This window comes from Streptomyces sp. NPDC048521 (assembly GCF_043199855.1).
Lineage (GTDB): Bacteria > Actinomycetota > Actinomycetes > Streptomycetales > Streptomycetaceae > Streptomyces.
The window spans coordinates 70,083-90,364 of record NZ_JBICWR010000002.1 but is presented as its reverse complement, the minus strand read 5'-3'; the positions used below and the strand labels follow the sequence as shown (position 1 = coordinate 90,364).

At 71.8% G+C, this 20,282-nt stretch carries 17 protein-coding genes; 8 read left to right on the top strand and 9 right to left on the bottom strand.

Going from position 1 to position 20,282, the window contains the following annotated elements:
- Positions 1-47 precede the first annotated feature (47 nt).
- Together ACGFRF_RS04840 and ACGFRF_RS04835 are read left to right on the top strand one after the other, a co-directional pair.
- Positions 48-938: a helix-turn-helix domain-containing protein gene (locus ACGFRF_RS04840; protein ID WP_393737174.1), complete on the top strand. Its 891-nt coding sequence runs from the start codon at positions 48-50 to the stop codon at positions 936-938.
- 86 nt (positions 939-1,024) lie between these two features.
- Positions 1,025-2,266 (top strand): ROK family protein, encoded by a 1,242-nt coding sequence (locus tag ACGFRF_RS04835; RefSeq protein ID WP_393737173.1) that lies wholly within the window; start codon positions 1,025-1,027, stop codon positions 2,264-2,266.
- A gap of 38 nt (positions 2,267-2,304) precedes the next feature.
- Here the strand turns inward: ACGFRF_RS04835 and ACGFRF_RS04830 are convergent, their stop codons facing one another.
- From ACGFRF_RS04830 to ACGFRF_RS04815, 4 genes are read right to left on the bottom strand one after another with little or no spacing between them, the layout of a single operon-like run.
- The gene (locus tag ACGFRF_RS04830; RefSeq protein ID WP_393737172.1) at positions 2,305-3,684 is read right to left on the bottom strand and encodes a GH1 family beta-glucosidase; all 1,380 of its coding nucleotides are present in this window, start codon (positions 3,682-3,684) and stop codon (positions 2,305-2,307) included.
- Between the two features lie 17 nt (positions 3,685-3,701).
- A complete protein-coding gene (locus ACGFRF_RS04825) occupies positions 3,702-4,535 on the bottom strand; it encodes a carbohydrate ABC transporter permease (protein WP_393737171.1) in 834 nt (277 codons plus the stop codon).
- 7 nt (positions 4,536-4,542) lie between these two features.
- A complete protein-coding gene (locus ACGFRF_RS04820; RefSeq protein WP_393737170.1) occupies positions 4,543-5,487 on the bottom strand; it encodes a carbohydrate ABC transporter permease in 945 nt (314 codons plus the stop codon).
- Between the two features lie 11 nt (positions 5,488-5,498).
- Entirely contained in the window at positions 5,499-6,737 is a 1,239-nt protein-coding gene (locus ACGFRF_RS04815; RefSeq protein WP_393737169.1) for an ABC transporter substrate-binding protein, read from the bottom strand.
- 281 nt (positions 6,738-7,018) lie between these two features.
- On the opposite strand from ACGFRF_RS04815, the gene yicI reads away from it, so the two are divergent.
- On the top strand, positions 7,019-9,289 hold the full coding sequence (yicI, locus tag ACGFRF_RS04810) for an alpha-xylosidase (protein ID WP_393737168.1): 2,271 nt from the start codon (positions 7,019-7,021) through the stop codon (positions 9,287-9,289).
- A gap of 240 nt (positions 9,290-9,529) precedes the next feature.
- Here yicI and ACGFRF_RS04805 read toward each other — a convergent pair whose 3' ends face one another.
- Entirely contained in the window at positions 9,530-10,930 is a 1,401-nt protein-coding gene (locus ACGFRF_RS04805; RefSeq protein ID WP_393737167.1) for a glycoside hydrolase family 16 protein, read from the bottom strand.
- A gap of 368 nt (positions 10,931-11,298) precedes the next feature.
- Between ACGFRF_RS04805 and ACGFRF_RS04800 the strand changes: the two genes are divergently transcribed.
- Both ACGFRF_RS04800 and ACGFRF_RS04795 read left to right on the top strand, forming a co-directional pair.
- Complete coding sequence (locus ACGFRF_RS04800) at positions 11,299-11,433, top strand: hypothetical protein (RefSeq protein WP_393737166.1); 135 nt, start codon at positions 11,299-11,301, stop codon at positions 11,431-11,433.
- Between the two features lie 198 nt (positions 11,434-11,631).
- Positions 11,632-12,969, top strand: a complete 1,338-nt coding sequence (locus ACGFRF_RS04795) for a 6-phospho-beta-glucosidase (protein WP_393737165.1) — start codon at positions 11,632-11,634, stop codon at positions 12,967-12,969.
- A 156-nt stretch (positions 12,970-13,125) separates the two neighbouring features.
- Here the strand turns inward: ACGFRF_RS04795 and ACGFRF_RS04790 are convergent, their stop codons facing one another.
- Complete coding sequence (locus ACGFRF_RS04790; RefSeq protein ID WP_393737164.1) at positions 13,126-14,811, bottom strand: carbohydrate binding domain-containing protein; 1,686 nt, start codon at positions 14,809-14,811, stop codon at positions 13,126-13,128.
- A gap of 219 nt (positions 14,812-15,030) precedes the next feature.
- Complete coding sequence (locus tag ACGFRF_RS04785) at positions 15,031-16,152, bottom strand: ATP-grasp domain-containing protein (protein ID WP_393737163.1); 1,122 nt, start codon at positions 16,150-16,152, stop codon at positions 15,031-15,033.
- A 351-nt stretch (positions 16,153-16,503) separates the two neighbouring features.
- Between ACGFRF_RS04785 and ACGFRF_RS04780 the strand changes: the two genes are divergently transcribed.
- Both ACGFRF_RS04780 and ACGFRF_RS04775 read left to right on the top strand, forming a co-directional pair.
- Entirely contained in the window at positions 16,504-17,409 is a 906-nt protein-coding gene (locus ACGFRF_RS04780; protein WP_393737162.1) for a metallophosphoesterase family protein, read from the top strand.
- Positions 17,357-18,037, top strand: coding sequence for a 4'-phosphopantetheinyl transferase (locus ACGFRF_RS04775; protein WP_393737161.1), 681 nt, complete (start codon positions 17,357-17,359; stop codon positions 18,035-18,037). Before ACGFRF_RS04780 ends, ACGFRF_RS04775 begins: the two co-directional genes overlap by 53 nt.
- 58 nt (positions 18,038-18,095) lie before the next feature.
- Here ACGFRF_RS04775 and ACGFRF_RS04770 read toward each other — a convergent pair whose 3' ends face one another.
- Together ACGFRF_RS04770 and ACGFRF_RS04765 are read right to left on the bottom strand one after the other, a co-directional pair.
- The gene (locus tag ACGFRF_RS04770; RefSeq protein ID WP_393737160.1) at positions 18,096-18,323 is read right to left on the bottom strand and encodes a hypothetical protein; all 228 of its coding nucleotides are present in this window, start codon (positions 18,321-18,323) and stop codon (positions 18,096-18,098) included.
- 339 nt (positions 18,324-18,662) lie between these two features.
- A complete protein-coding gene (locus ACGFRF_RS04765) occupies positions 18,663-19,319 on the bottom strand; it encodes a helix-turn-helix domain-containing protein (protein ID WP_393737159.1) in 657 nt (218 codons plus the stop codon).
- A gap of 240 nt (positions 19,320-19,559) precedes the next feature.
- Between ACGFRF_RS04765 and ACGFRF_RS04760 the strand changes: the two genes are divergently transcribed.
- Positions 19,560-20,231 carry a hypothetical protein gene (locus ACGFRF_RS04760; protein WP_393737158.1) on the top strand — a complete coding sequence of 224 codons (672 nt, stop codon included), beginning with the start codon at positions 19,560-19,562 and terminating at the stop codon, positions 20,229-20,231.
- Positions 20,232-20,282: the final 51 nt, after the last annotated feature.

The window sequence follows — 20,282 nt, the reverse complement described above, 5'->3', positions numbered from 1 at the left end:
GTGAATCTGGGACAGTGATCGCGCGACAGGGACGGCACGAAGAGGACATGGCAGTCATAAGAGACCAAGGTGACGGCGACGGGATCAGAACCTTCCCCTTCCCGGCCGAACTGGCCGTCGGTGGCGTCGGCATGCAGGTCGGCCCCATGGGGACCGACCACACCTGGCACGTCGACGCCCCCCTGCACCGCGTCCACCGCATCGACTTCCACGTGGTCATGCTCTTCACCGACGGCCCCGTACGGCACATGATCGACTTCGCCGAGTACGAGGCCACGGCCGGCGACCTGCTGTGGATCCGCCCCGGACAGGTCCACCGGTTCTCCCGCGAGTCCGTGTACCGCGGAACCGTCCTGACCATGCAGCCCGGCTTTCTGCCGCGCGCCACCGTCGAGGCCACCGGCCTGTACCGCTACGACCTCCCGCCGCTGCTGCACCCCGACCCCGCGCAACTCGCCGCACTCCACGCGGCCCTCGCCCAATTGCGCCGCGAGTACGAGGACACCGCGACACTGCCGCCCAGCCTGCACACGGACGTCCTCCGGCACAGCCTGACCGCGTTCCTGCTGCGCCTCGCCCACCTCGCGGCCAGCTCGGCGGAGGCGTCCCGGCAGCGGGCGGACACCACGTTCACCCGCTTCCGGGACGCCGTCGAACAGGGCTTCGCCACCAACCACAGCGTCAGCGCCTACGCGGACGCCCTCGGGTACTCCCGCCGCACCCTCGTCCGCGCCGTGCGCGCGGCCACCGGCGAGACCCCGAAGGGTTTCATCGACAAACGCGTCATCCTGGAGGCCAAACGCCTCCTCGCCCACACGGACCTGCCGATCGGCCGCGTCGGCGTGGCCGTGGGCTTCCCCGACGCGGCGAACTTCTCCAAGTTCTTCCACCTGCACACCGGCCAGACCCCGGTGGCGTTCCGGGCGGAGCTGCGCTAGCACCCTGGCCCCTACGGCGAGGGAGGCATCCGCCCAGGCCACGGGCGGGTTTCGCGGGGCCGCCGTCGCATACGCTCGGCAGCACGATGAAGAACAATCCGACCCCACTCGAACCCAAGGCCGACAAGGCCACGGTCCGGCGGCACAACCTCAGTCTGGTGCTGCGGGCCGTGCACGACGCGGGGGAGGCGACCCGGGCGGGCATCGCCACGCACGTCGGCCTGACCCGGGCCGCGGTGTCCTCGCTGGTCGAGCAGTTGCTGGAGTACGGCTTCGTCACCGAGTGGGGCAAGACCAGCAGCGGGCAGGTGGGGCGGCCCGGCACCGTGCTGAAAGTGTCCCGGACGGGACCGGCCGGGCTGGGCGTCGAGATCAACATCGACTACATCGCCGTGTGCGTCGTCGACCTCGCCGGCACCGACCGGGTCCGGCTGGTGGAGCACGGCGACAACCGCGGTCTGCCACCCTCGGACGTGCTGGCACGCGCGGCCCGGCTCGCGGCCCGGGCCCTGGCCTCAGCGGCCGAGCAGGAGCTGACCCCGGTCGGCGCCCATGTCGCGCTGCCCGGCCTGGTCACCGGCGGCACCGTGCGCCAGGCACCCAACCTCGGCTGGCGGCGGGTCACGGTGGAGGGAGTGTTCGCCCAGGCCCTCTCCGCGCTGCGGCCCGCCCACCGGGCCCTGCCCGTCAGCTCCGACAACGAGGCCAACACGGCCGCCCTCGCCGAGCTGTGGTTCGGCGCCGGCACCGAGGGCGTGCGCAGCTTCCTGTACCTGACCGGCGAGATCGGGGTCGGCGGCGCCCTCGTCCTGCGGGGCGAACTGCTGCGCGGCGAGCACGGCTTCGCCGGGGAGATCGGGCACGTGGTGGTCGACCCCGACGGGCCGCGCTGCCGGTGCGGCGCCCGCGGCTGCCTGGAGCAGTACGCCGGACAGGCCGCGCTGCTGCGTGCCGCCGGACTCGACGAGAACGCGGGCCTGTGCGGCATCGCCGAACTCGAGCGGCGCGCCCGGCACGGCGACCCCCCCGCCCTGTCCGCGATCGAACAGGCCGGACGGCGGCTGGGCATCGTGGTGTCCGGCGCGGTCAACCTCGTGGACCCGGACGCGGTGATGCTCGGCGGCGTCTACCGGGAACTGATGGACTGGCTGGCGCCCGCCGTCGAGCGCGAGCTGGCGCTGCGGGTGGTGTCGGGCCTGTGGCGCGGCGACGGCACGCGCCTGCGGGCCTCGTCCCCGCTCGGCGACGCCGTGCGCGGAGCGGCCGGCGTGATCGTGCGCGAGGTGCTCGCCGACCCGGCGGCGTACGCGGAGCTGGACCAGAAGTGACCCGAGGGGGCACGGGCGCCGTGCCCCCTCGGACGCCGTCAGTCGCGCTGTGCGGCGATCATCGCGCGGTACCAGTGGTAGCTGTCCTTCGGCGTCCGCCGCTGCGTGTCGTAGTCCACCCGCACGATCCCGAACCGCTTGCCGTAGCCGAAGGCCCACTCGAAGTTGTCCAGCAGCGACCAGACGTAGTAACCGCGCACGTCCACGCCCGCGTCCACCGCCGCCTTCAGCGCGGTGAGATGACCGCGCAGGTAGGCGACCCGGTCGCTGTCGTGCACCGCCCCGTCCGCGCTCACCTCGTCGTGCTCGGCGGAGCCGTTCTCGGTGATGTGGATCGGCGGCAGCGCGTCGCCGTAGCGCTGCTTCAGTTCCACCAGCAGGTCGGTGAAGCTGTCCGGGACGACCGGCCACTGCATCGCGGTGTGCCGCACCCCCTCCAGCCGTACCTCCGCGTACCGGTTGTCCGTCGCGGTCCGCCGCGCCGGGTCGGCCTCCCGGTGCGGGGCGTCGGCGACGACGATCGGCCGGTAGTAGTTGATGCCGAGGAAGTCCAGCGGCTGCCCGATCAGGGCCAGGTCGCCCTCGCGCCGGAAGTCCTGGCCGCTGATCAGCTCGCCCCAGGTCTCCTCCTCGGTCCGCGGGTAGCGGCCCGCGAGGAGCGGCTCGGTCCACACGAGGTTGTGCTGGGTGTCCGCACGGACGACGGCCGCCCGGTCGGCGGGGGAGTCGGTGGCGGGCAGGTTGCGGTCGAGGTTGAGGGTGATGCCGACCTCGCGCACCCCGGCCGCCCTGAGTGCCTCGACCGCCAGACCGTGCCCGACCAGCAGGTGGTGAGCGGCGGCGAGCGCGCCCCGGCCCTCGCGGGCGCCGGGGGCGTGGCGGCCGACGGAGTAGCCGAGGAAGGCGCTGCACCACGGCTCGTTCAGGGTGATCCAGCGCGGCACGCGGTCGCCCAGGCGCTCGGCGACGACCGCCGTGTACTCGGCGAACCGCTCGGCGGTCTCCCGGACCCGCCAGCCGCCTCGGTCCTCCAGGGCCTGCGGCAGGTCCCAGTGGTAGAGCGTGGCGGCGGGCTCGATGCCCGCGGCGAGCAGCTCGTCGACGAGCCGCGAGTAGAAGTCCAGGCCCTTGGGGTTCACCGGCCCCGAGCCGTCGGGCACGATCCGCGGCCAGGCGATCGAGAACCGGTAGGAGTCCACGCCCAGCTCCCGCAGCAGCGCCACGTCCTCGGGATAGCGGTGGTAGTGGTCGCAGGCGACGTCACCGGTGTCGCCGTTCGCCACCAGACCGGGGGTGTGACTGTAGGTGTCCCAGATCGACGGCCCGCGGCCGTCCTCGCGTGCCGCGCCCTCGATCTGGTACGAAGCGGTCGCGGCACCGAAGACGAAGCCTGGGGGGAATCGCGGGAAGTCTGCCATGTGCGGTGCTCCGGGGGTCACTTGACGGAACCGCCGGTGATGCCGGCGGCGATGTACTTCTGCGCGAGGACGAGCAGGATCGCGGCGGGGACCGCGGACAGCACGGACGCGGCCATCACCGAGCCCCAGTCGCCCACGTGGGCGCCGATGTACTGGTAGATGCCCAGCGTGATCGGCTTGACGTGGTCGGTGGTGTTGAGGGTGAGCGCGAACATGAAGTCGCTCCACGAGAACAGGAACGCGAACAGGCCGGATGTGATCAAGGAGTTGCGGCTCATCGGCAGCACCACCTGCACGAAGGTGCGCACCCGCCCCGCCCCGTCCATCTGCGCGGCCTCGATCACCTCACCGGGGATGGACACCATGAACGACCGCATCAGCACGATCGAGAAGGGGATGCCCAGCGAGGCGTCCGCGAGCATCAGGCCGAAGTAGGAGTTGACCAGGCCCAGATCGACGTACGAGGTGTACAGCGCGTTGGCGATGACGATCCCCGGCACCATCTGCGTGATCAGCGTGCCGAACACGATGGTGCGGGTGCCGCGCAGCCGGAACTGCGCCAGCCCGTAGGCCGCCGGAGCAGCGATGGCCAGGCAGACGACGACCGCGCCGAGCGAGACCCCCAGCGAGGTCAGCAGGTGCCCGCCCTGGTCGTCGAGCGCCTTGGAGAAGCCGGACAGGTCCAGGCTGTGCGGCACCGGATCGACCTCCAGCAGCCCGGCGTCGGGCTGCAGCGCGGTGTTGAGCATCCAGTACAGCGGGAACAGCATCACGCACAGGACGAGCACACCGGCGACCGTGGAGCCCAGGCGGCGCCTACTCGTGCGCGGCGTGGCAGTGTGGGTGGCCATGGGTCGGTCACTTCCCCTCGGTGCGGTTGGCCCGCAGGTAGAACACCGCGAACACCGCGGAGATCAGGATCAGTACGTTGCCGACGACCGCGCCCGCCCCGAAGTCCAGCTGGACGAAGGAGTTCTGGTAGGTGAGCGTGCCCAGGGTCTGGGTGGCGTCGGCGGGGCCGCCGTCGGTGAGGGCCAGGATCAGGTCGAGGATCTTGACCGTCGACATGAAGCCCAGGACGAGGACGACCGTGATGACGGGCCGGAGCACCGGCAGGGTGATGGAGCGGAACGTCCGCCAGGCGGAGGCGCCGTCCAGGGCGGCCGCCTCGTGCAGCTCGCGGGGGACCTCCTGCAGACCGCCGTACAGGATGACCATGTTGAACGGGATGCCGATCCAGATGTTGACCAGGATGACCGACAGCAGGGCCATGTGCGGACTGGTCAGCCATGGCGTGTGACCGTCCAGGCCGAGGGTGTCGAGGAAGGAGTTCAGCACACCCGTGTCCTGGTCGAGGATGCGCCGCCACACGATGCCGGAGACCACCATGGGCACCAGCCAGGGCAGCAGGATCAGCGACCGCAGGACACCGTTGAGGGGGAACCTCCGGGAGAAGAAGACGGCGAGGGCGAGGCCGATGCAGAACTGTCCGAGCAGCGAGCCCGCGGTGAAGACGAGTGTGTGCCACAGCGCCTTGCCGAACAGGGCGTCCTGGAAGACCTTCGACCAGTTGTCGAAGCCGTTGAGGGGCGCCTCGCCGGTGAAGAACGTCTTCGGCGTGTAGTGCTGGAAGCTCATCACGATGTTGCGGACGAGCGGGTAGCCGAAGAACAGCAGCATGAAGAGGACCGCGGGGGCGACGAACCCCCACTGGGACAGCCGGCGCCGGCGCCGCAGCCGGGCGGGATCCGGCGCGGAGGCCTTGGGCACTGCGACGGGTGCCGTGACGGTGGACGTGGTCATCTGCGCGTACCTCAGTTCCCGCTCGTGGCCCGCTGCTGGGCACGCTGGAGGGCGGCCTGGCTGGACTGGCCGGTCAGGGCGGACTGGAAGGCGCTCTGCAGGGCGAGCGACACGCTCGACCAGCCGGCGCCGAGCTTGGCCGTACGGGACCGGGCCGCGGCCACCTGGTCGGCCAGCGCGTCCAGCTCCGGCACCTGCTTGCGCCATACGGCGGCGGCCTTCTCGTTGGCCGGGACCATCCAGCTGTTGCGCGCGTAGGTCAGCTGCTCCCGCTCACTGGACAGGCAGGCGACGATCTTCCCCGCCATCCGCTCCCGCTGCTCGTCACCGGTGTCCGGCACGGTGAGCACGGCACCGCCCAGCGGGCCCACGGACTTCTCGCCCGCCTTCGGCACCGGGATCCGTGCGATGCCCCAGTGCAGTGACTTCTTGGTGTTCAGCGTCTCGACCTGCCACGGACCGTTGATCATCATCGCGGCGTTGCCCGCCATGAACTGGTCGTTGACGTCGGCCTGCGTCCAACCCACCGTCGACTTCGACAGGGAGCCATCCTTCAGCAGACTCTTCCAGTAGTCCAGCGCCTCCACGACCTTCGGCCCGTCGAGCCGCGTCTCGTCCCCGCCGTTGGACCACATGAACGGCGTGAACTGGAAGACGCCGTCCTCGGCACCGCCCGCGCTCAGCGCCACGCCGTACCTGTTGCCCTGCGTCAGCCTCCTCGCGGTCTCGCGCAGCTCCGCCCAGGTGGTGGGCACCTTCAGGCCCGCCCGGTCGAGGGTGTCCTTGTTGTAGAAGAGCGCGAGCGTGTTCACCGACCGGGCGGCTCCGTAGTACGTCCCCTTGTAGGAGCCGAAATTGACGATGCCCTGCGGGATGTCCGTGGTGCTCAGCCCGAGCGTCCTGAGGTCGGTCAGCCCGCCGGCCTCGGCGAACGTCGGCATCTCCGAGGCGTCGAACTGCACGATGTCGGGCAGCGACTTCGAGGACGCCATGCGCAGCGCCTTCGTCATCACCTGCGCCGCCGGGACGCTCTGCTGCTCGACGGTGACGCCCAGCTGCTTGCTGCAGCGGGCCATCGCCTCCGCGTCCCAGCGGTGGTACGTCTCGTCGGTCGAGGAGTTCAGCACGGTGTAGACGGAGCTGTCGTGCTGTTGTCCGCAGCCGGTCAGTGCCGCCCCGGCGACCAGGGCGGAGACGGCTGCGAGGGGTATGACGGCTCTGCGAGAGCGTCTGTTGAAGCGCTTCGACATGTGCGGCCCCTGCTGTCGTACTGTCCGGCAGCGGCGCCGGACCTCTTTGTTTACTGTGATGACTAATACGTCATACACAGGCCCGGCGCCAGACCCGGATGCGTGTCGGTTCGTTCACCCTCCGAGAGGACGTTCGCCAAGAACTCCATGATCACCCCTGGTCAGACGGGTTCTCTCGCTACCTTGGCCTGTCCGGAGGGGATTTGTTCTGTGTACGATCAAATGCCGGGCGACGCCTCCGCGCCCCGCTCGAACCACCCCAGCTCCCCCGAGGGAAGAACATGAAGTTCACCAACGGCTTCTGGCGCATCCGTGACGGCGTGCAGATCGCGTACGCCGCCGAGGCTCGTGACGTACGTGTGGAATCGAAGCGCTTCACCGCCTATGCGGCCGTGAAGAAGGTGACGCGGAGAGGGGACACGCTCAACGCGCCGCTCCTCACGGTCGACTGCTTCTCGCCCGCCGAGGGCGTCATCGGCGTCCGGGTCACTCACCACGCCGGCAAGCGCCACCCCGGTCCGGACTTCGCCCTCGCCGAGCAGGCGGACGGTGCGGGCGCCGTCCGCCGCGACGGCAGCGTCACGGAGCTGACCAGCGGCCCGCTGACCCTCCGCCTGGACGAGACCGCCCCCTGGACCCTGGTGTTCCACGACGCGGACGGCCGGGAGCTGACCCGGTCCGGCGCCAAGGGCACCGCCTTCGCCACCACCGACGACGGTGCGCACCATGTCCTCGCCCAGCTCGCGCTCGGCGTGGGCGAGCAGATCTACGGCCTCGGCGAGCGCTTCACCCCGTTCGTCAAGAACGGCCAGGTCGTCGACGTCTGGCAGGCCGACGGCGGCACCAGCAGCGAGCAGGCCTACAAGAACATCCCGTTCTACCTCTCCTCCCGCGGCTACGGCGTCTTCGTCAACCACCCCGGCAGGGTCTCCTTCGAGGTCGGCTCCGAGTCCGTCGGCCAGGTGCAGTTCAGCGTCGAGGACCAGACCGTCGAGTACTACGTGATCGCCGGTCCCACCCCGAAGGACGTCCTCGCCCGCTACACCGCCCTCACCGGCCGCCCGGCCCTGCCGCCCGCCTGGTCCTTCGGCCTCTGGCTGACCACGTCCTTCACCACCGACTACGACGAGGCGACGGTGACGTCCTTCGTCGACGGCATGGCCGAGCGCGGCATCCCGCTGTCGGTCTTCCACTTCGACTGCTTCTGGATGCGCGAGTACCAGTGGTGCGACTTCGCATGGGACCCCGCCGTCTTCCCCGACCCGGAGGGCATGCTGGCCCGGCTCAAGGCGAAGGGCCTGCGGATCAGCGCGTGGATCAACCCGTACATCGCCCAGAAGTCCCCGCTCTTCGACGAGGCGGCCGCCCTCGGCCACCTCGTGCGCCGGCCGGACGGCGACATCTGGCAGTGGGACCTGTGGCAGGCCGGCATGGGCCTGGTCGACTTCACCAGCCCCGACGCCCGCGCCTGGTTCCAGGCCAAGCTCAAGGCGCTGCTCGACCAGGGCGTGGACTGCTTCAAGACCGACTTCGGCGAGCGCATCCCCACCGACGTCGTGTGGCACGACGGCTCCGACCCGGAGCGGATGCACAACTACTACACCCATCTGTACAACCGGACCGTCTTCGAACTGCTGGAGAAGGAGCGCGGCCAGGGCGAGGCCGTCCTCTTCGCCCGCTCCGCGACCGCGGGCGGCCAGCAGTACCCCGTGCACTGGGGCGGCGACTGCTGGGCGTCCTTCGAGGCCATGGCCGAGTCCCTGCGCGGCGGGCTGTCCCTGTCCCTGAGCGGCTTCGGCTTCTGGAGCCACGACATCGGCGGCTTCGAGGGCACCCCCGACCCCGCGGTGTTCAAGCGCTGGCTCGCCTTCGGACTGCTCTCCTCGCACAGCCGCCTGCACGGGTCCTCCTCGTACCGGGTGCCGTGGAACTTCGGCGAGGAGGCCGTGGCGGTCGCCCGGCGGTTCACGCTGCTCAAGCACCGCCTCATGCCCTATCTCTACGGTGCCGCGGCCGAGGCCCACCGCACCGGCGTCCCGGTGATGCGCCCCATGCTCCTGGAGTTCCCCCAGGACCCGGCGTGCCGCCCGCTGGACCGCCAGTACATGCTCGGCCCCGACCTGCTGGTCGCCCCGGTGTTCACGGCGGACGGCGAGGTCGAGGTCTACCTCCCCGAGGGCACCTGGACGCACCTCCTGACCGGCGAGCAGGTCACCGGCCCGGCCTGGCGCACCGAGCGGCACGCCTACGACAGCCTGCCGCTGTACGTCCGCGAGGGCGCCGTCCTGCCGCTCGCCTCCGACGGCAGCCGCCCCGACGGCGACTGGCTGGACACCCCGACCCTGCTGGTGCACCCCACGGCCGAGCCCGGCTACACCGCCGAGACCACGGTGCCCGACCTGACGGGCACCCCGGCCGCCGCCTTCACCGTCCGCCGCGACGGCGCCCGGCTGCGTGTCACCGCGCGCGGCACCGACCGCCCGTTCACCGTCCGCGTCGCCGGCGGCGCGAGCGCGACGGGCGCGGGCGAGGTGGTCGTACCCCTGGCCTGAACCACGGGGCGTCGTCCCCGCGCCGGGCTCCGGTGACGGGGGCGACGGTCCGGGTGACCTGCCGTCCGCGGTGATCCCGATGGCGCCGGGCCCCGGACAGCCCCTGCGGGCGGGCGGCGAGCCGGGTCTGAAGGCCGGTACGGGACGTGAGTGCTGTGGCCGTCATGCCGGCGACGCCAGGGGGCGACCCCCTCCGTGGAGGGTCCAGCCCTGGCGTCGCCGCTTCGTGCGATCCCCGCGTCAGTGGCCGAAGTCGAACCAGTTCACGTTCACGAAGTCGGCCGGCTGGCCGCTGGTGAAGGTGAGATAGACGTCGTGGGTCCCGGTCACCGCGCCGATGTTCGCCGGGACCGTCCGCCAGGACTGCCATCCGCCCGTGCCGGCGAGGGCGAAGCTGCCGATCGGTGCGTTGCCGCGGCTGTCCAGGCGCACCTCGACCAGGCCGCTGACCCCGCTCGCGGCACCGCTCGCGACCCGGGCGTAGAACTGGGTCGCCGCTGTCGAGCCGAAGTCGACGCCCTTGTACAGCGCCCAGTCGCCGTTCGCGAGGGAGCCGATGTCCTGGCCGCCGCCCGTGTCCGTGGTCGTCTCGGTGCTGACGCCGGACTGGCTGTCGTAGGACTCGGCCTGGATGGCGCTGTAGGCGTCCCGGTTGCCGGGCGGCGGGGGAGTGGTGCCACCCCCGCCGCCCGAGGACTGCAGGACCTGCACATAGTCCACGACCATCGGGTGGCCCGGCTCGGTCCCGCTGTCCGGGCCGCCGCCGAACGCGGCCGGGAAGCCGCCGCCCATCGCCACGTTGAGGATGAGGAAGTAGCCGTGGTTGGTGGCGTTGGCCCACGTCGTCGCGTCGACCTGGTTCGCCCGGACGGTGTGGAAGGTGACGCCGTCGAGGTAGAAGCGGATCTCCTCGGGGCTGGTCGAGCGGTCCCACTCCATCGCGTAGGTGTGGAAGCCGGCCTGGCAGGTGGTACCGGTGCAGGAGGTGGAGTTGCCGATGCCGGTGGTCTCGTTGCACGGGCCGCCCGGGTTCGTGCCGCAGTGCATCGTGGCCCAGGCGGTGTTCAGGCCCTGGACGTTCTCCATGATGTCCAGCTCGCCGATGCTCGGCCAGTTCCAGTAGTTTCCGCGGAACGGGGCCCCGAGCATCCAGAACGCCGGCCAGTAGCCCTTCGCGGCGGCGCCGGTGACCTGGGGCATCTGGATCCGGGCCTGGACGCGCAGTGTGCCGCCGGCGGCGGGCTGGAAGTCGGTGCGGGTGGTCTCGATCCGGCCGGAGGTCCAGTTGCCGGAGGCGTCGCGGCGCGGGGTGATGAGCAGGTTCCCGCTGCCGTCCAGCGCGACGTTGCTGGTGCTCGACGTCATGGTCTCGACCTCGCCGGTGCCCCAGTTGGCGGCGCCGCCGGGATAGGAAGTACCCGTGTCGTACCGCCAGTTGGCGGTGTTGACGCCGGAGCCGGCCGCGCCGTCGAAGTCGTCCGCGAAGACCTGCGTCCAGCCGGAGGGCGGCGTGGGCGCGGAGGCGTCGGCGGGTGCGGTGGCGGCCGTGGCGAGGGCCGCGGCCAGGCCGAGCGTGGCGGCGACGGCGACGAGCGCGCGCCGCAGCGGGCGGGGTCTGGACATGCCGGAGGATGCACTCATGGGGGGAGCCTCTCGGTACGGGGGTGTGCGGGGGGTTGGTGAGAGCGCTCCCATGTCGATGGCTGAGAGCGCTCTCACGATGCCGACAATGTGCTCCGCGGCCCGTCGACCGTCAAGACTTGAAACAAGGAAAGTCCCCTCCACGCCCGGGAGTTCACCGGCTGAAGCCGCCTGCGAACGCGCCGCGCAGGGGCGCCGTCCGCCGGAACCCGCGTACCCGCCCTCGTCATGGCGGGGTAAGGGCACGCTCCCCACCTGGAGCAGCGCAAGCACGGTCCTCCCGCCGGCGTCGTCGAGGCGGCGTTCTCCGAGCGCTGAACCCCACCGCCGGGCGGTTCACCTGCCGGCGGGTACCGCACGTCGTCGCCGTGGACGAGGCGCTGGTCCTCGTCCGGCACGCGGACGAGCTGTCCCATGGCGAGCGGTACCGTAACGTCGAGGCGATCACCGTGCGGGAGGGCCTCGTCCGGGAGGTGCGGATCTTCTTCGGCGGCAGGGTGTGAACCGGGCCGCGACCGGCGGCAGGACCGTCCCGCTCGCGGCCGCCGCCGCGTTCCCCGGGACGGAGATGGTGAAGGTACCGCGGGCCCGTGACGGGAACGTGGTGGTGACGAACGCGCCGGTGGGCCCGGCGACCCGGTCCGCCCTGGGCGAGGCCGGCGACCGGTGGTCCCGGCGGGAACGCAGGGAAGGGTGCAGGCGTGAAGCTGACGATTCTGGGCGGCGGCGGGTTCCGGGTGCCGCTGGTGTACGGTGCGCTGCTGGCCGACCACGCCGAGGGGCGGGTCACCGAGGTCGTCCTGCACGACCTGGACGACCGCAGGCTGCGCGCGGTGACCCGAGTGCTGGCCGAGCAGGCCGCCGGCATCCCGGACGCACCCGAGGTGACCGCCACCACCGACCTGGACGAGGCCCTGCGCGGCGCCGACTTCGTCTTCTCCGCGATCCGCGTCGGTGGCCTGGAGGGCCGGGCGAACGACGAGCGGGTGGCCCTCGCCGAGGGCGTGCTCGGCCAGGAGACCGTCGGCGCGGGAGGGATCGCCTACGGCCTGCGCACCGTCCCCGTCGCCGTCGACATCGCCCGGCGCGTGGCCCGCCTCGCCCCGGAGGCCTGGGTCATCAACTTCACCAACCCGGCGGGCCTGGTCACCGAGGCCATGTCCCGCGACCTGGGCGACCGCGTCATCGGCATCTGCGACTCGCCGGTCGGCCTCGGCCGCCGTATCGCCCGCGTCCTCGGCGCCGACCCGAAGGAGGCCTTCATCGACTATGTCGGCCTCAACCACCTCGGCTGGGTACGCGGTCTGCGGGTCGCCGGACGCGACCAGCTCCCGCGCCTGCTCGCCGACCCCGCGCTGCTCGGCTCCTTCGAGGAGGGCAGGCTGTTCGGCACCGACTGGCTGCGGTCGCTGGGCGCGATCCCCAACGAGTACCTGCACTACTACTACTTCAACCGGGAGACGGTCCGCGCCTACCAGGAGGCCGAGAAGACCCGCGGCGCCTTCCTGCGCGACCAGCAGGCCGGGTTCTACGCGGAGGCGGTCGACCCCGGCGTCTCCGCGTTGCTCGCCTGGGACCGCACCCGCGCCGAGCGCGAGGCGACCTACATGGCCGAGAACCGGGAGAGCGCCGGCGCGGGCGAACGCGAGGCCGACGACCTGTCCGGCGGCTACGAGAAGGTCGCCCTCGCCCTGATGCGGGCCATCGCCCGCGACGAACGCACCACCCTCATCCTCAACGTCCGCAACCGTGCCACCCTGACCGTCCTCGACCCCGACGCCGTCATCGAGGTCCCCTGCCTGGTCGACGCCAACGGCGCCCACCCGCTGGCCGCGCAGCCGCTGCCCGGCCACGCCACCGGGCTGGTCTGCTCGGTCAAGGCCGTCGAGCGCGAGGTGCTCGCCGCGGCCGAGTCCGGCTCCCGGGCGACGGCCGTGAAGGCCTTCGCGCTGCACCCCCTGGTCGACTCGGTCAACGTGGCCCGCAGACTGGTCGAGGGCTACACCGAGGTCCATCCTGGCCTGGAGTACCTGAAGTAGCCGCTGGGGCGGCCGCTCGGGCCGGCGGGGCGGGATGCGACGCCGAGCCGGTGAGGTTGCGCCCGCTGATGGTGCGGACGCCGTGGCCGGTCGTGGCCCGCCGAACGGACGGAGGGCCGCTCCGCCGAGCGGCCCTCCGCCGTCACGCCCCGACCGTCAACCGGTGAAACCGGCCGTGATCGAGGTGAACTGCCAGTTGCTCTGGTTGATGCCGGAGCAGTTGCTCACCACGCCGCCGCCCGCGCACGGCCGGTCGCGGTTGACCGACCAGTAGGCGAGCCGGGCGATGTGGTGGGAGTTCGCCCAGTCGCGGATCTGGGTCCAGATCGCCGGAGTGGTCGTCTCCTGCTGGTCGGACAGACCGTTCATGCCGGAGATGCCGATGTGGGCGTAGGCGGTCGCGTCGTCCCAGCCGAAGGTGGACTTCAGCTTGTTCTTCAGCCCCTCGGTGGCGTTCACGGTGCTGCCGTACATGTCCGAGCCACCGCCGAAGTCGAACGGCATGATGGTGAACACGTCGATGTTCGCGCCGAGCGACTGCGCCTGCTCGATGAGCCGGTTGCCGTAGTACGTCGGCCCGGTGGTGGACGTGCCGAAGGTGACGATGGTCTTCAGGCCGGGGTTGTTGGCCTTGACCGTCTTCAGCGCGGTGAGGATCTTCGCCTGTACGGCCTCGTTCTCGAACTCGTCGGTGTTCTCGATGTCGAAGTCGATGGCCTTCAGGCCGTAGGCGTCGATCACCTTCTGGACGGCCCCGGCGAGCGCGCTCGCGGAGGAGCAGTTGGCGCCGAGCTTGCTGCCCGACCAGCCGCCGAACGACGGCACGATGTCACCGCCGGCGGAGCGGATCTGGTTGATCGCCGTCTGGTCCACACCGCCGGTCAGCGCCCGGCTGCCGTCCCAGGCAGGCGTGCAGCCGCCGGAGTCCAGCACGAACGCCATCGTGAACCACTTGACGCCGGTCGCGCTCATCACCGTCGCCGGGTTCGGCGGATCGCCCCAGCCCTCGTACAGGTACGGCGCCGCCTGCTTGAACCCGGTACCGCCACCGCCGCCCGCGTCGGTCGTCACGGTCACGGAGTTGGAGGCGGTCGAGGCGTTCCCGGCCGCGTCCCGCGCCTTCACCGTGAAGGTGTAACCCGTGCTCGGTGACAGCCCGCTGACCGTGGCGGACGTACCCGAGACGCTGAGCAGCTGGTTGCCGCCGCTGTAGATGTCGTACGCGGTCACGCCCACGTTGTCCGAGGAGGCGTTCCACTTCAGCGACACGCTCGTGGAGGTCTTGCCGGTGGAGGTGAGCCCGCTGGGCGCGGTCGGTGCCTGGGTGTCACCGCCGCCTCCGCCGCCCGGTCCGTCCAGGCTGATGTCGTCGGCGTAGTAGGTGCCCTGGCCGTACCAGCCGTGCAGATAGATGGTGGCGCTGGTCTGCGAGGCGCCGGTGGTGAAGGAGAGGCTGAGCTGGCTGTACGCCGAGGGGGACGTCGTCCAGGTGGAGGCGCCGCCGTTCACGCCGAGGTACACGTAACTGCCGCGTACCCAACCGCTCAGTGCGTACGTCGTGTTGGGCTGCACCGCGACCGTCTGGCTGCACTGCGCGTTGTCGCTGGAGGTCACCGCGCCCTGCAGCGCCTTGGAGCCGCCGTGCACGGGTGAGGAGACGACCGAGCCGAGGTTGCCGGTGCAGGACCAGGGGGACAGCCCGCCGGACTCGAAGCCCGCGTTGGTCAGGACGTTGGCCGCGTGGGCCGTACCGGGAAGGGCGACGGCCCCGCCGAGCGCGAGGGCCGCGGAACCGAGCAGAGCGAGAAGCCGGCGTCTGGGACGCCCGAGTGTGATGCGCACGCTATCTCCCTGTGGGGATGGGGTGTTCGGGAGTGCAGGGGAGTGCGGAACAGGTGCGCCAATGAATGTGGTATGGACCAATCCGGCTGTCAAGAAGACGAGCAGGATTGGTCCATACCGGTGAGTGCAGGCGTCCGGAAGGGGCGCGGGACCGTGTCCGCCGTGCGGCTCCGCCGCGCGGGCGCGGACGACCGCGGCGATCCGGCCGCGGCCCAGGACCTACAGCGGCAGGACCTGAGCCGCCTGGACCGACTGCACGGGCGAAGGCACCGCCGGCAGCACCACCTCGGCCGACTCCACCCGCTGCCGCGGAAGCGCCGCGGGCAACAGCGGGCGCGGCCCCGACACCACCGTGTAGTCCTGCCCGAGGAACGGCGGCTCGAGGAAACCCGGGTCCTCGCCCAGCGCCAGCTGCACAGCCGCCCAGGGCACGTTCACCCCGCAGAGTGACAGCTGGTGCAGCCCGCCGGCGGGCCGCGTGTTGACGTCGAGCAGCACCGGGCGGTCACCGAGCATGCGGAACTGGATGTTGGACAGGTGGTGCAGGCCGAAGCCCTCGGCGATCAGCCGGGCCGGCCCCAGCCACCGCTCGTCCAGGGTGAAGCCCCGGCGACGGCCGTTCTTGGTGCGGCCCACCGCGAGCCGCACCCGGTTGTCCGGCCCGGTCAGGCAGTCGACGGACACCTCGGGCTGCTCCAGGCGCGGCATCACCAGCCAGTCCACCGGCTCCTCGGCCCGCTTCAGCGCCTCGACGACCAGGTCCAGCTGCACGTACGGGCCGGGGAAGCCGGCGAGGTTGTCCAGCGAGAAGGGCGCGCGCGTGATCACCCGGAAACCGACCCCGCCCGCACCGGCCGCCGGTTTGAAGCAGGCCTTGTGCCCAGCCGTCTCCAACTCACCGACCGCCGTGAGGAGTTCGTCCGCCGTGCGCACCCGCCACCAGGGCGGCACCGGGACTCCGACGGAGCGGACCGCCTCGTACGCGGTGGCCTTGTCCTCGAACACGGCCACCGCTTCCGGGGTCGGCGCCAGCAGTGCCGTACCCGCCGCCGCGAACTCGGCGCGGTGCGCCACGATCGCCGCCTGGTGCAGCCGGGGCACGAAGACGTCGATGCCGCGCCGGGTGCACTGGTCGAGGGCGTACTCGACGTAGGCGGCCGGGGACAGGCCCTCCGGCTCCAGGTCGGCGGTGTCGGCGGCGGCCAGCACGGGGGAGTCGGGATCGCCGTGCGTGGCGTGGATCTCCACCGCGCGGTCGCTGGGATTTCTCCGCAGCTGATCCATGAAGAACACGTTCTCCGCGTACGTGCGGTTGAGCCAGACGCGTACGCGAGAGAGCATGCAGGCCGCCTTTCGGGGTGTGCGGGCAGGGCTGAGCGGCCCGTGCCCGGGCAGGAGGGAGGAAGGGACACCAAACGGCCCTGTGTGAAGGGAAGCGAGGGCGTCGGTGTTGGGGCGATCATACGGCTTTCGAAAGCCCCCGCGTGCAACGCGGATGTTACGGATCCCCGGGAGCCGGCCCCAGCGGATCGCGCCCCGACGCCGGTGATCCGGCAGAGCCGAGCCCGCTGCCGTACGCCAGGCGGGTGCCCGGCGTAAGCCGCGGGCCGGGCACGGCCCAGGGCCTCTTGTCCGCCGTCCGCGAATGTGTTCTGGTGGTGTCCGCGAGCCGGTGATCGAAAGGGGCGCAGGGTGGAGTCGACGGCCGGGACCGGACAGCTGCTGGCCATCAGCGACCTGCACATCAGCTACCCGGAGAACCGCGCCCTGGTGGAGGAGATGCGCCCCGGCGGCGAGGAGGACTGGCTGATCGTCGCCGGCGACGTCGCGGAGACCGTCGCCGACATCCGCTGGGCCCTCGCCACGCTCGCGGGCCGCTTCCGCAAGGTGCTGTGGGCTCCCGGCAACCACGAGCTGTGGACCCACCCGAGCGACCCCGTCACCCTGCGCGGCGTCGCCCGCTACGAGCATCTGGTCGAGCTGTGCCGGGAGTTGGGCGTGGTCACACCCGAGGACCCCTACCCGGTGTGGCACGGTCCCGGCGGCCCGGTCGCCGTCGCCCCGTTGTTCCTGCTGTACGACTACTCGTTCCTGCCGGCCGGCTGCGCCACCAAGGCCCAGGGCCTGGCCTACGCGGAGAGCACGGGCATCGTCTGCAGCGACGAGTACCTGCTGCACCCCGACCCCTACCCGACCCGTGAGGACTGGTGCCGGGCCCGGGTCGCCGAGACGCAGCGCAGGCTCGCCGAGCTGCCCGCGGACCTGCCGACCGTGCTCGCCAACCACTACCCCCTGGACCGGCATCCCACCGAGATCCTGTGGCACCCCGAGTTCGCCATGTGGTGCGGCACCGAGCTGACCGCGGACTGGCACCGCCGGTACCGCGTCGCCACGATGGTGTACGGCCATCTGCACATCCCCCGCACCACCTGGCACGACGGAGTCCGCTTCGAAGAGGTCTCCGTGGGATACCCCCGCGAATGGCGCAAGCGCCCCGGCCGTCCGGGAAGGCTGCGCCGCATCCTGCCGATGGAGGTGGACGCCGGTGATCGAGGAGCTGCTCCCGGAGTCGGTCGTGGCCGTGGAGGCACACCGTGACGACCCGCTGTGGGACGCCCCGCTGCACCCGGAGGAGGAGGTGTTCGTCGCGCGCGCGGTGGCCAAGCGCCGCCGTGAGTTCGCGGCCGTACGCGGTTGCGCCCGGCGGGCCATGGAGAAGCTCGGCGTGCCGGCGCAGGCCGTCGTCACCGGCGAGCGGGGCGCTCCGCGCTGGCCGGAAGGTCTCGCGGGCAGCATGACGCACTGCGACGGCTACTGCGCCGCCGCGCTGGTCCGCGCGACCGACCTGGCCTCCCTCGGGATCGACGCCGAACCGCACGGCCCGCTCCCGGACGGCGTGGGCGCCTCCGTCTTCCTGCCCGCCGAGGCCGCACGGCTGGCGCTGCTCGCCGGGCAGCGGCCCGCCGTGCACTGGGACCGGATACTGTTCAGCGCCAAGGAGTCCGTCTACAAGGCGTGGTACCCGCTCACCCGCAAGTGGCTGGACTTCTCCGAGGCCGACATCACCCTCCGCCCGGCACCCGACGGCGCGCCGACCGGCACCCTGCGCGCCGAACTCCTCGTCCCCGGCCCCCTGGTCGGCGACCGCCGGCTGCGGTCATTCGACGGTCGCTGGGCCGTGCGCGACGGCGTGGTGGTCACCACCGTCGTCGTACCGCACCCCTGACGGCGGCCGCCGCCCGCGACGTGGCGCACGCGGGACGGCGCAGGACCCGCGCGGCCGGTCAGGCGGGTGGGCACCATTCGCGCAGCAGCCGGAAGAACTCCTGCTCGTTGCCCGCGAGTCCCGCCCGTGCGAGGGCCGCTTCCGCCTCGGCGAGCACGGCGGGCGGGACGACGGCGGGCCGGTCGCCGTCCGGCGGCCCGTCGAAGGCGGCGCGCACCGTATGCAGCAGCCGCAGGTAGGCCTGTACGGCGGTGCGCTCACGGTCGGTCAGTACGGCGGTGGGCATCGGTCGGCTCTCCCCGAGTAGGCGTCACGGTCACGCGCCCTGCGGCGCCGCGCGCCGTCTCGTACGGCGCACGCTTCCAGCTTGCCGCCCACCACTGACAACGCCGTCCGGCTCCGCGCCGGTTCGCCCGCCCAGCGGAGGTGAAACCGCGCCGGGATCCGAGCCCGGCGGGGGAACGGCACACGGACGCCCCGGAGGTCACCGGGAGGGAGGGCGTGACCGGATGACCGACGGGCCGCGACCGCACCCGGCAGGCATCGCACGGCCGCGCACCCGTACCGGCCTGGGCCCCGCCCTCACCGGCACCGGCACCCCGGTGACGCCCACGGACCCCCGGGCTCACGACTCGGGGCGCTTGACGCTCTCCAGAAGCATGTCGAGCCACTCGGCGACCTTGTCCCGGTGCTGGTCGGTGGGCAACTGGGCGGCCCGCCAGGCGATTCCGCGCACCCCGTGGTCCTGCAACAGCCGTTCCAGCGGGTCCTCGGCGGACTCGGCCGCTGCCCGCTCCCGGTCGGCGAGCTTCTGCAGCAGCTCCTGCTCGGTGCGCTGCAGTGTGCCCGCCAGCGCCTCGGGATCCTCCGCGGTGAGGAAACCGGCGTGCACCCGGAAAAAGCGCTGGAGCGCGTCGCAGTGCTCCATCGTGGGCCGCCGGTCGCCGTTGATGAGGGCGCCGGCCTGCTGCCGGGACATGCCCGCGCCGTCGGCGATCTCCTGCTGGGTGTACCTGCGGCCGTTGGGTTTCAGCCGGGTGCGGCGCAGCAGGTCCAGACGCTGCAGGAAGCGTGCCTGCACGTCCGGTTCGCCCGCCGGCCGACCGCTGAGCAGGGCCTTGACCACCGGCTCGGGCACACCGCAGGCGGTGGAGAGCCGCCCGACGTCGAAGACCTCGGCGTGCGGTACGCCGAGCCGGTCGGCGAGCCCGGTGACGCGGGCGACGACGGCCGGCAGCTGGGCGGTCGCCGCGGCGCCCGGATCCTCGTAGCCATCCGTCACCGACAGAACTCCTACGTCTCTCGAGGGCCTCAGACGCGTGCGTGCTTCTCGCAAGCGGTCGCCGTGAACTTCCCGGAGAGTAGCGGGTGCTTCGAACTCACATCCAGGTCTCGCCACAACTGTGGCGAATTTCGGCCGTCAACCGGCAGGAAATGCCACGATAGTTGACATCGCTCAGGGCGGGGCAGCAGGATCGCATCGCCGCGTGAAGGCCGCAGAGGCAAGAGGGGTGACCTCCCGATGGCACATCAGGCAGGAGGGCAGCGGCCGGCACCGCGGCCCGTCCCCGATACCTGCGAGACCCAGGCGTACCTTGAGGACTACGCCGCGCTGCTGGAGTCCCTGCCCTTGCCGTCCCTGGTGGTCGACCGTCGCTGGAACGTGGTCATGGCCAACGGCGCGTTCGAGGCACTCTTCCGTGGCGTGCGCCCTCATCCGACGGCCATGCCCGGCGACAACTTCCTCCGGTTCGTCCTGTTCCATCCCGACGCGTCCGACGTCCTCGGCGAGCACGAGCCGGGCTGGTGCCTGCCGATGCTGGCCCACCTGCGCACCGCGCTGGAGACGTACGGTCACGACCACGAACTCCAGGCGATACGCCGGGACGTCGCCCAGGACCCGCTCATGGAGGCCGCCTACCGGCAGGGTCTGCCGCACTGGATCCGGGCCGTCGGCGAGGCCGCGACACGGCTCGACGGGGCCGTCCGGCTGCTGCTCCACCCCGACCCGCGCCGGGGCCCCGTCGAGTGCCGGATCGTGGAGGAGACCCCGCAGACCCTGCGGGACCTCGGCCACCGGCGCCTGACGATGGTGCTGCGCGACCCCCGCCGGGCGGCCTCGTCGGCGCGCCGCACGCGCCGGCCCCGTGGCACGGCCACGCATCTGACGGTCGTCCCGGCACCCGAGGACTGACCCGGCACCGCCGGTGTTCAGGTCATCGGCGGCGCCGGGTCGAAGCACCCG